The organism is Serratia marcescens (assembly GCF_001902635.1).
GTDB classification, from domain to species: Bacteria; Pseudomonadota; Gammaproteobacteria; order Enterobacterales; family Enterobacteriaceae; genus Serratia; species Serratia marcescens_F.
Map to the genome: position 1 here is coordinate 65599 of NZ_MJAO01000023.1, position 10926 is coordinate 76524.

Genomic DNA, 10926 nt, shown 5'->3' on the forward strand with positions numbered 1-10926 from the left:
TTACCTTCTGCGCAGATTCAATGCGGCAAAGTAAGGAGTATAGGGTGGGTTACAATCTGGCCGAGCTGTCCAAAGAAGAAATGGACAAGGTGAATGTGGATCTCGCCGCCTCAGGCGTAGCGTACAAAGAACGCTACAATATGCCGGTGATCCCGGAAGTGGTGGAGCGCGAGCAACCGGAGGCGCTGCGCGACTATTTTCGCGAGCGCGTGGCGCACTACCGCGCGGAATCCCACAAGTTTTCGCGTCTGCCGTACGAGCCGAAGACCAAATGACAAAACCCGCCGTTATGGCGGGTTTTTTGTATCACTTGCCGGCGAACCGGTCGGTAGCGATCATCAACTGGTGCAAAATACCCGGCTCATCGAACGAATGCCCCGCCCCTTCCACAATATGCAACTCCGCTTCTGGCCAGGCCTTGGCCAAATCCCAGGCGTTCTGCACCTGGCAAGCCATGTCATAGCGGCCGTGGACGATCACCGCCGGAATATGGCGAATCAGCGGCACGTTGTGCAGCAGCTGGTCGTCGCTCTCCAGGAAGCCCAGATGCGTGAAATAGTGGTTTTCAATGCGGGCGAACGCCAGGGCGAAATCATCCTCACCGAACGAAGCGGACTCACGGCTCGGCAGCAGGGTCACCGTCTCCCCTTCCCACACGCTCCACAGCTTGGCCGCTTCGAGCTGTACCTGCGGATCGGCCGAGGTCAGCCGCTGCCGGTAGGCGGCGATCACGTCTTTACGTTCTTCATCCGACAGAATGGACAACACACGCTCCCATTTCTCCGGGAAGAAGCGCGAAGCACCATCCTGATAGTACCAATGCAACTCCTGTTTGCGCAGGGTGAAGATGCCGCGCAGCACCATTTCACTGACGCGTTCCGGGTGAGTCTGCGCATAGGCGAGCGCCAGCGTCGATCCCCAGGAACCGCCAAACACCAACCACTGGTCGACGCCGGCCATCTCGCGCAGCCGCTCGATATCGGCCACCAAATGCCAGGTGGTGTTGTTGTCCAGGCTGGCGTGCGGGCGGGATCGGCCACAGCCACGCTGATCGAACAGCAGCACCTTGTAGCTTTCGGGATCGAACAACTGGCGGTGATGCGGAGAAATGCCGCCGCCCGGCCCGCCGTGAATGAATACCGCCGGTTTACCGTTCGGGTTGCCGCTCAGCTCCCAGTAGATCCGGTGGCCATCCCCAGTGTCCAGCCAACCGCTGTCGTATGCTGCTAACGGCGGGTACAAACCTCGTAATTGTTCCATGGCGTTTTCCGTCTCTCTGTGAGTCATGCTTTCATCAAAGCGGAAGCCGCCCGGCAGGTCAACGGTAAAACCTGAAAACTCGAACGCGCACCGAGAACTCGGCGCGCGTTTGCTCAAAATCACAACGACCTGGCGGCAAAACAGCCACAGGCCCGACCGGTTCAAGCCTTGCGATGCCTACCCGCTTTTACGCATATGCGGCTCACGCATTTCCTGTGCGGTTTTCGCCTCGATGCTCAGCTCCGCCGTCGGGCGCAGCAGCAGGCGCGCCAGCCCGATAGGTTCGCCGGTTTCCCGGCAGTAGCCGTACTCGCCGTTCTGCAATCTCGCCAGCGCCGCATCGATTTTCGGCAGCAGACGGCTTTCGCGATCCAACTGGCGGAACAGCAGGCGCAAATCCTCTTCGCGCGCCGCTTTGTCGGCCTCGTCACCGGTCGCTTCACCGCCGTCGATATCCTTCTTCAACTCATCGATGTGCAGCAGCAGCTTTTGCCGTTCATCCTGCAGTAACTGACGGAAAAACGCCCGTTGAACCGAGTTCATATAATCAGAATCCGGCATGGCCAGCAGTTGCTGCGCATCCGGTAATGTCATGACTGTCATTGCGTTCTCCGAATCTTGAAAATGTAATATTATAACATAATATTTATTATTAGCACCCGGTCATCCAAAAACAAAATTTCATGCACAAACAGTCGGTTAAACAAAACTAGCACTTTGGCGCTTGCATCCTGCCGGCTTTAGGCGGTTAATGATTAAGCAAGCCACCCAATCATAGGTAACGAGAGGCCATCATGAGTAAGGGAATGGATAGCAAAAAAAATGCGAAGAAGAAGCCGTTGAAAACCCCAGCTGAGAAACGTGCGGAGAAACGCGCCAAAAAAGCGCATCCGTCTGGTGAGTAAGCGTCCTTCCATCCGTCATTAAACCCGCCAAGGCGGGTTTTTTATTGCCTGCAGCAAGGTGCGGTTGGCACGGCCGCCTGTGCCGGTTAAGCTGAAACCTGACGGCAACGCGGAGGAAAGCATGACGTTACGCGTAATAGATACCGAGACCTGCGGGCTGGACGGCGGCGTGGTGGAAGTGGCCTCCCTCGATCTGCTCGACGGTCAGTTAACCAACCCGATGAGCGATCTGGTCAGCCCGGATCGCCCCATCAGCCTCGACGCGATGGCAATCCATCACATCACCGAACAAATGGTGGAAGGCAAACCGCGCATCGCGGTGGCGATCGGCCGCTATCAGGGCAGCCCCTACTATGTGGCGCACAACGCCGCCTTCGATCGCGGCGTGCTGCCGGAGATGAACGGCGCCTGGATCTGCACCGTCAAGCTGGCGCGCACGCTGTATCCGGACATCAAGTACGGCAACCAGTATCTGCGCTACGCGCTGAATTTGGACGTGCAGCTGCCCGCTGACGCCACGCTGTACCCGCACCGCGCGCTGTATGACTGCTACGTCACCGCCGCACTGCTGCAACGCATCATCAAGGATTCGGGCTGGACGCCGGAGCAAATGGTGCAGATCACCGAACAACCGGTGCTGTTGAAGAAGTTCAAATTCGGCAAGTATCGCGGGCAGGAGATCGATCGCATCGCCCAGGAAGATCCCGGCTATCTGCGCTGGATGCTGAAATCCATCGACGATCTGAGCCCGGACATGAAACACACGCTGAAATACTATCTGATTGGCTAACACAGCGGGCGGCCCAGGCCGCCCGCCGAACGCCGTTACTCCGCCAGCGCCAGAATGAAAGCGTACTCCAGCGCAATATCCTCATAGGCCTTGAAACGCCCGGACTTGCCGCCGTGGCCGGCATCCATGTCGGTATACAGCAGCAGCTGCCGATCGTCGGTTTTCAGCTCGCGCAGCTTGGCCACCCACTTGGCCGGCTCCCAATACTGCACCTGCGAATCGTGCAGACCGGTGGTCACCAGCAGATGCGGGTATTCCTGCGTCTTCACCTGATCGTACGGGCTGTACTGCTTGATGTAGTCGTAATAGGCCTGCTCATTCGGGTTGCCCCACTCGTCGTATTCGCCGGTGGTCAGCGGGATAGACTCATCCAGCATGGTGGTCACCACGTCGACGAACGGCACCTGTGCCACTACGCCGTGGAACAGCTGCGGCGCCTGGTTGATCACCGCCCCCATCAGCAGGCCGCCGGCGCTGCCGCCCATGGCGAACACCCGCTTGCCGTCGCCGTACCCCTGGGCGACCAGCGTTTCGGTCACGTCGATAAAATCGTTGAAGGTGTTCTGCTTGTTGAACAGCTTGCCGTCTTCATACCACAGCTGCCCCAGCTCGCCGCCGCCGCGAATGTGCGCCAGCACGAACACGAAACCGCGATCGAGCAAGCTCAGGCGGCTGGCGCTGAACGCCGGATCCATGCTGCTGCCGTAAGAGCCGTAGCCATACACCATCAGCGGATTGGCGCCGCGCTGGAAGCGGTCCTGGCGATACACCAGCGACACCGGCACCTCGACGCCGTCGCGCGCCTTCACCCACACCCGTTCGCTGCGGTAGTTTTCCGGCGTGAAGTTCTTCACTTCCTGCTGTTTGAGCATCGTCCGCTCGCCGCTGTCCATGTTCAGCTCGTACAGCGTGGTCGGGGTGGTCATCGACGAATAGCCGTAGCGCAGCAGCGCGGTCTCCGGATCCGGGTTATACGCCAGCCAGGTGGTGTAAGTCGGATCGTCGAAGGCGATGCGCTTCTCTTCGCCAGTCTGCCAGTGGATCTGGCGCAGCAGCGTCAGGCCGGCGCTGCGCTCCTCCACCACCAGCCAGTCGCGGAACAGGCTGAAGCCCTCCAGCATCACGTCGGCGCGCGGGGCGATCAGCGTCTGCCACTGCGCTTCGTCCGCCTGTTCGCTTTGGTACAGGCCGAAGTTCTTGCCGTCCTTGTTGGAGCGGATGTAGAAATGCTGGTGATAGTGATCGATGGCGTACTCATGATCCTTGCGGCGCGGCACGAACAGCTGCGGCTTGGCGTCCGCACGATCGGCGTCCAGCAGCAGGATCTCCGAGGTGGTGGTGCTGCTCAGGTGGATCAGGATAAAGCGCTCGGAGGTGGTCTTCTCCAACCCAACGTAGAAGGTATCGTCCAGCTCTTCGTAAATCAGCTCGTCCTGCTGCGGATCGCTGCCCACCACGTGGCGATAGACCTGATACGGCAACAGCGTCTTGGCGTGCTTGCGCACGTAGTAGACCGTCGAGGAGTCGTTGGCCCACTCGAAGCTGCCGGAGGTGTTCTCCAGCACTTCGTCCGCCCAGCTGCCGTCGGCCAGGTTCTTGAAGCGAATGTCGTACTGGCGGCGCGACAGGAAATCCTCCGCCACTCCCAACCGCTGGTTGTCGGGGCTGACGTCCAGCCCGCCCAGGGTGTAAAACTCGTGGTTCTCGGCGCGCTGGTTGCCGTCGATAAGCACCTCCCAGTGCTCGCTCTCGGCCTGCGGCTGGCGCACGGAAATCGCGTATTCGTTGCCCGGCTCATAGCGCGTCTGATAGCGATAGCCGTGGCGCACATAAGGCACCGAATGTTCCTGCTGCGGAATGCGCGCCACCATCTCTTCGTACAGGGTTTCGCGCAGCGCCTGCTGCGGCTTCAGCATCGCATCGGTGTAGGCGTTTTCCGCCTGCAGGTAGTCCAGCACCTGGCGGTCTGCGCGCTCGTCGTCGCGCAGCCAGTAGTAGTCATCCACGCGCGTGTCGCCGTGGATGGTGATGGGATAAGGGCGTTTTTCCGCTTTCGGTGGGGTCATCATTGCTAAATCATCCGCTTACATAGATTGCGGCAAGAGTGACACGATTCCCCCCGGCTTGCCAAGCGGCGCTACGCCAGCTCGCGCTTTTTCTCGTTGACGTCGCTCTCGATGCCCTGCTTGACGTCCGCCGGGATCTTCAGCGCCTGCGCCAGCGCATCGAGGTAACCGCGCTCCATAAAGTGGTCGACGTCGATCACCAAACAGCTGAGGTAGTAAACCTCCAGCGCCTCGTCTTCATTTTGCACGCTGCGGGCGATCAGCTCCGGATTGAGCGGCTGATCGAGCGCGTCCTGCACCCAGCCCTGCGCCTCCTCCCCCACCTGCAGTTGCGCCAGGCTGTGATCGATGGCGCGCTGCTCGTCGGCATCGATATGGCCGTCGCTCTTGGCGGCAAACACCAGCGCCTGCACCAGGCGTTTGGCGCGCAAATCCACCGGTGTGGTTTGCAAACCGAACTGCGGTTCGCCCTGATGGGTCTCTTTCACCCGCTGCTTGTACTTGTTCCACAGCACCGCGCCCACCGCCGCGCTGCCGCCGATGATCAGCGCATTCTTGCCGAACTTGCCCACCAGCTTGCGTGAGGATTTGTTGGCCAACAGCACGCCGACCAAGCCGCCCAGCGCCGTGGGCGCCAGCAGCTTGCCGATGCCTTCCGCCCCGCCCATCGCGCCGGCCTTCTGCCCGATCAACGTTTGAATCTGCTGCATCCAGTGACTTTTCATCATCTACCCCTTGCGTGAAAAAGCGCGGCGCGCAGGCGCGGCCGAACCGACGGTAAACCGCCAGATTAGGGGATCTTTTGTCAATTTACGTCTGGGGGATGCAAACCTGTGTTTAGCGGGCCGGGCGGCCCGCTTAGATAAGCGGTGGCGTTACGCTTCGTCGTCTTGCTCGTACTCCGCCAGCTCGTCGCGCATCGCCTGGATGGCGTCGCGGGTCATCAGCGCCAGCGTGCGGTAGAAACCGGTGGTGGCGTGCGCTTCCACTTTGCCGAGGAAGCGGCCGCACCACGGCAGCAGGAACTCGTCGAACAGCGCAATCTGCGCCTGCGCTTCATCTTCCTGCGACTGATCTTCCAACCAGGACGCCGCCAGCAGCAGCTGGCCGAAATGGTCGGCCGGTGCCTCCGCCAGCGGCATGCCGCGCTGTTGCAGGAAGGTGCGCACTTCCGCCTCGCTGGCGCCTTCGACGTAGTCGGAACGGAACGGCGACACGCTGCATTCGCCGCCGACGAACATCGCGTTGAAGTCGGTCGCCAGTTGGTTGACGTCACAGCCCTGCTGCAGGCGCTTCAGCAGGTCATCCTGCTCCAGCGGCCAGTGCTGCTGCAGCTTGCCCTCTTTAATCAGCGCAAACAGCGGCACCAACAGCGGATCCTGCGGCTGACGGTAGAACAGCGTACCCAGCACGCGGCAGACAATGGAAAACTCATTCATGATAATGCCTTATACAATACGGAAAATTTTGCCGGGACGATGTCACAAATCGGCCAATTCCGCAATCGCCGGCTTGCCGCGCCGCTCGAGAAAGTCCAGCAGCCGGCGCGGGCTGACGTTGAGAATGCGCTCTTGCGGGAAGCCCACCTCTTCGATAATGCGCTCGCAGTGCTCAAAGTTACCCAGCGAAAAGGCGACGTGTGAGTCCGAGCCCAGCGCCAGCCAGCCGCCGGCATCGCGCACCGCGGCGGCGATCGCTCGGCAGTTGGCTTCGCTGCCCTTGCGGGAGTGGGTGAACGACGAGTTGTTCAGCTCCAGCGCCACCTCGTATTTGGCCGCCGCCGCCGCGACGGCAGGAATGTCGATCGGGTAGCGCGGGTTGCCGGGGTGGCTGATGATATGCACGTCCCCCTGCGCCATTGCGGCGATCATCGCTTCAGTATTGGACGCTTTATCCTGCGGCGCAAACACTGGCTCATGGAAACCGGCGATGATCACGTCGGTGGCGGTCAGCATCGGGCCGGTGCAGTCGATGTCGCCCTGCAGGTTTTTGATGTTGGCTTCGATGCCGCGCAAAATGCCCACGCCGTTCACCTGGCGCGGCCAGACGTGCATGTTCATAAAGTGCCAATAGTGCGGCGCATCGGCCATGTCCGGGCCGTGGTCGGTGATGGCGAACAGCTTGATGCCCTTCTGCTGAGCTTCGGCGATGTAATCGTGCAGCGTGCTGTAGGCGTGGGTGCTGGCGACGGTGTGCATATGCAAATCAACGGGGTACATTGTTTCTCCTTCCAGAGGGCCCGCCCGCAAAGGTACGGGCAGGCGCGATGACGATAACAGCTTATCAGTTACCGAACGGCGGCTGAAGGATCAGTAACCCCGTTGCCTGTCGACCACGCCGGCCGGAGTGTGCCCCGCCTCCAGCGCGCGAATGTTGGCGGCGATCTGATCCATCGCCTGCTGCGGCAACGTGATGGCAGCAATATGCGGGGTAATGGTGACACGCGGATGACGCCAGAACGGATGATCCTGCGGCAATGGCTCACGGGCGAACACGTCCAGCGTGGCGGCGGTCAGTTGCCCTTGCTCCAGCGCCGCCAGCAGATCGGCTTCCACCAGATGCGCGCCGCGCGCGATGTTGATGATATAGGCACCCGGCCGCAGCTGCGCGAACAGCTCGCGGTTGAGGATGCCGACGGTCTCCGGCGTATTGGGCAGCAGATTGATCAGCAGTTTGACGCCATCGAGGAAGGCCGCGCGCTGCGCCTCTCCGGCGAAGCTTTGCACGCCGTCGATCTGTTTGGCGCTGCGGCTCCAGCAGCGCACGCTGAAGCCAAACTCGGTCAGTTTGCGCGCCACGCTCTGCCCCAGCACGCCGGCGCCGAGGATGCCGATGGTGAAATCATCCAGCGAGTGCGGATCGAGCGGCTGCCACTCCTGCCGCTGCTGCAGCGCCTGATACTCGTCGAAACGGCGGAAATAGCGCAGCACATAGCTCAGCGCATATTCCTGCATCTGCTGCGCCATGCCGGTATCCTCCAGCCGCAGCAGCGGTACACCGGCGGGCAGCGTACCAGGATGTTTGCGTTCCTGGTCGAGAATGGCGTCGACGCCGGCGCCGAGGGCGAACACCGCTTTCAGATCGCGGCGGTTGGCCAGCATCTCGTGCGGCGGGCGCCACACCAACGCGTAATCCGCCGGCCGCTCGTCGCCGCGCTGCCATTCGCGGATCTCGGCCTGCGGCAGGCGCTGTTTGATGCCGGCCAGCCATTCCTGGGCGTTAAACAAGGGGTGGTAATAAATGATGTTCATACTGCGGGCTCCCGTTTGTTTTTATTGGTTTTCCTCCAGCCTTTCGCGATTCGCCGCCGGATGCAAGCGTTAAAGCCCAAAATAAAAACAGCCCCGACCAGTGGGGCTGTTGTGCATACACGCCAATCAGGCGGCAGACGGGCCGTCGCGCCGGATAAGGCGCCGCAACAGCGGAATGAGAATCAGCATCGCCACGCCGACGCCCGTCGCCCCCCAGCCCAGCGCGCCGAAGATTTCGCTGTAGCCGGGGTTGGTTTGCAGCGGCGTGCTACCGCTGTTTTCCGGCATCAGGCCGGAGACGTAGCCCGCCAGCACCGAGGCGACACCGGTCACCATCATCCAGCAGCCCATCATCACGCCCTGATAGCGCGGTGGCGCCAGCTTGCCGATCATCGCGTAACCGATCGGCGAGATCATCAATTCACCGATGCTTTGCAGCACATAGCTGATGGCGATCCATTTGAACGCCACCAGTCCGTCGCCACCCGCCATGCTGATACCCAGCGGCAGCACCAGCATACCGAGCCCGATGCAGAACAGCGATCCGGAGAACTGCAGCGGAATGTCGATGTTGCAACCGCGGGCGCGCAGGCGGTTGAACCACCAGGCCAGCAGCGGGCCGCCCACCACGATCACCAGCGTGTTGATGTTCTGGATCCATTGCGGCGCCACCTGAATGCCGTAAACGTTAAGGTTGATGTTGTGCTCGGAGAACAGCATCAGCCCCATCGGCGCCAGCTGGTACAGCGCCCAAAACACCAGCGAGCCCAGCGCCAGGATCAGATAGGCCGCCATTCTGCGGCGCTCATCGCGCGGATGGTGGCGCAGGGTCACCACGCACAGCATCAGGAAGATCAGCGCGCCGAGCACGATCACGAAGTGGCCGCTGAACTCGGCATGGGTCAGCATCACGCGGATAATCGGCACCAGCGCCACCAGCACCGCCAGCCCGACCAGCATGCGCCAGCGGTATTGGCTGCGGCTGGCGTCGTGCAGCGGGGTATTGAGATCCGCCAGAATGCGCCAGCGGCAGACGGCGACGATGATCGCCGCCGCGTTGCCCAGCGTGGCGAACAGGAACAGCGCGCGGTAGTTTTCCGTCAGTTGGAAATACCCGGCGACGGTAAAGCCGACGAAGAACCCGAGGTTCATACCGGCGTAGTTCCACAGGAACGCCGATTCGCGCCGATCATCGTCCGGCTTGAAACGCTGGGTGAGCATCATATTGATGCAGGTAACGTTGAGGCCGCTGCCGGTCAGGAACATCGCCAGCCCCCAGTACAGCCCCCACACGCCCGCGACGGCAATCAGCGCGCAGCCGATCACCTGCAGCACCATGCCGAGCACGAACAGATTGCGGTTGCTGAGGAATCGGCCGCCGAGGTAACCGCCGAACATGTGCAGGCCATAGTTGAAGGCGCCGAATACGCCCATCATGGCGTTGGCGCTGCTTTCGTTGAAGCCCAGACGCTTGGTGGCGTACAGCACCAGCGTGGAGTAAAGCACGGCGAAGCCCAGCGTGGCGAAGATCTGGATGAAGAACAGCGCCCCCGCACCGGGGGGAATGGCATGGCGCGCTTGCGGCGCCGGCATGGCATCTGAAGGAGTCAAAACGAACCTCTACTGCATTATTATGTAATGAGTCTGTCCCTGTCTGCGATATCGCCGGCCTGTCACCCGGCAATCTGCGCGGCGACGTGATGTTCCTTGCCAAAAACGCCGCGCCGACATGATTCCATTTAGCGACACATCTGACTAATAATCCAGTATTAATGCATATAACATCAAACAACAACGCCTCCATGGCGAGATATTGACCCATTTGTACAGAAAAAGGTCAGATGATCGTCTTTCACGGATTTTGACCGCTGCCTGCCCTGCTGATTGGCGGCCCAAAGTGGGGATATCGTTCGGTAAATCAGCAAATTGCTGCAAGTTTGGCTAAACAGTCATGAGAATGAAATAAGAGGGTTGACGCTGAGATCAGATTCTCCTACATTAGCGCCCGTCGACAGCGCAAAGCGTTTTCGACAACAAAACGGTGAGGTGTCTGAGTGGCTGAAGGAGCACGCCTGGAAAGTGTGTATACGCGAAAGTGTATCGAGGGTTCGAACCCCTCTCTCACCGCCAAATTTAAAGAGAAAGCCTGGATTCGCGTCCAGGCTTTTTTTTGCATGATGCACCGCCGAGAGGGGTGAGAAGCCTCGACAGGGTTCGACAAAACGCCTGCGTTTTGGACCGCCAACGGCGGCCCGCAGGGTGAGCGCAGCGAATGACTCTCTCTTTCTGCGACAGTTCTTCCCTTCAACACATCTCTTTGCGCCGGTTATCCACAAACCTTACCCCAGATTTTCTCGCCCTTTCATGACTTCAGCCCTGACGTTCGCCGCAGTTTTCAGCAAAGTGCACACAGCTTGAGCGGACAAACAAAAACACAGAAATTATTCTTGACCGGATCGGCCCCACTCCCTATAGTAGCGCCCCGTTGCAGCGATGATTTCGCAACAAAAAAATATGGTGAGGTGTCCGAGTGGCTGAAGGAGCACGCCTGGAAAGTGTGTATACGCGAAAGTGTATCGAGGGTTCGAATCCCTCCCTCACCGCCATATTCTAACGAGAAAGCCTGAGCGAAAGTTCAGGCTTTTTTGTATACA

The 10926-nt window shown here is 60.2% G+C and carries 10 protein-coding genes and 2 tRNA genes; 4 read left to right on the forward strand and 8 right to left on the reverse strand.

Annotation, left to right across the window (positions count from 1 at the left end):
* Window positions 1-44 precede the first annotated feature (44 nt).
* Complete coding sequence (locus tag BHU62_RS19935) at window positions 45-275, forward strand: DNA polymerase III subunit theta (RefSeq protein ID WP_073533882.1); 231 nt, start codon at window positions 45-47, stop codon at window positions 273-275.
* 31 nt (window positions 276-306) lie between these two features.
* On the opposite strand, the gene pip is transcribed toward BHU62_RS19935, so the two are convergent.
* Together pip and dksA are read right to left on the reverse strand one after the other, a co-directional pair.
* Window positions 307-1260, reverse strand: a complete 954-nt coding sequence (gene pip / locus BHU62_RS19940) for a prolyl aminopeptidase (protein ID WP_073533895.1) — start codon at window positions 1258-1260, stop codon at window positions 307-309.
* A gap of 177 nt (window positions 1261-1437) precedes the next feature.
* Window positions 1438-1863: an RNA polymerase-binding protein DksA gene (gene dksA / locus BHU62_RS19945; protein ID WP_073533884.1), complete on the reverse strand. Its 426-nt coding sequence runs from the start codon at window positions 1861-1863 to the stop codon at window positions 1438-1440.
* A 423-nt stretch (window positions 1864-2286) separates the two neighbouring features.
* On the opposite strand from dksA, the gene exoX reads away from it, so the two are divergent.
* Complete coding sequence (exoX, locus tag BHU62_RS19950; protein WP_073533896.1) at window positions 2287-2955, forward strand: exodeoxyribonuclease X; 669 nt, start codon at window positions 2287-2289, stop codon at window positions 2953-2955.
* A 35-nt stretch (window positions 2956-2990) separates the two neighbouring features.
* Here the strand turns inward: exoX and BHU62_RS19955 are convergent, their stop codons facing one another.
* The 6 genes from BHU62_RS19955 to BHU62_RS19980 form a co-directional block, all read right to left on the reverse strand.
* Window positions 2991-5024 (reverse strand): S9 family peptidase, encoded by a 2034-nt coding sequence (locus tag BHU62_RS19955; protein WP_073533888.1) that lies wholly within the window; start codon window positions 5022-5024, stop codon window positions 2991-2993.
* A 68-nt stretch (window positions 5025-5092) separates the two neighbouring features.
* Entirely contained in the window at window positions 5093-5746 is a 654-nt protein-coding gene (locus BHU62_RS19960; RefSeq protein ID WP_073533897.1) for a tellurite resistance TerB family protein, read from the reverse strand.
* Window positions 5747-5896: 150 nt separating this feature from the next.
* Complete coding sequence (locus tag BHU62_RS19965) at window positions 5897-6460, reverse strand: molecular chaperone (protein WP_073533890.1); 564 nt, start codon at window positions 6458-6460, stop codon at window positions 5897-5899.
* 42 nt (window positions 6461-6502) lie between these two features.
* Window positions 6503-7240 carry a phosphatase gene (locus BHU62_RS19970; RefSeq protein ID WP_073533891.1) on the reverse strand — a complete coding sequence of 246 codons (738 nt, stop codon included), beginning with the start codon at window positions 7238-7240 and terminating at the stop codon, window positions 6503-6505.
* Window positions 7241-7330: 90 nt separating this feature from the next.
* Window positions 7331-8272, reverse strand: coding sequence for a glyoxylate/hydroxypyruvate reductase GhrA (gene ghrA / locus BHU62_RS19975; protein ID WP_073533892.1), 942 nt, complete (start codon window positions 8270-8272; stop codon window positions 7331-7333).
* Between the two features lie 126 nt (window positions 8273-8398).
* Window positions 8399-9865 carry a peptide MFS transporter gene (locus BHU62_RS19980; protein ID WP_073533893.1) on the reverse strand — a complete coding sequence of 489 codons (1467 nt, stop codon included), beginning with the start codon at window positions 9863-9865 and terminating at the stop codon, window positions 8399-8401.
* Between the two features lie 447 nt (window positions 9866-10312).
* On the opposite strand from BHU62_RS19980, the gene BHU62_RS19985 reads away from it, so the two are divergent.
* Both BHU62_RS19985 and BHU62_RS19990 read left to right on the forward strand, forming a co-directional pair.
* Window positions 10313-10402: transfer RNA gene (locus BHU62_RS19985), tRNA-Ser, on the forward strand.
* A 386-nt stretch (window positions 10403-10788) separates the two neighbouring features.
* Window positions 10789-10878, forward strand: a tRNA-Ser gene (locus tag BHU62_RS19990).
* Window positions 10879-10926 lie beyond the last annotated feature (48 nt).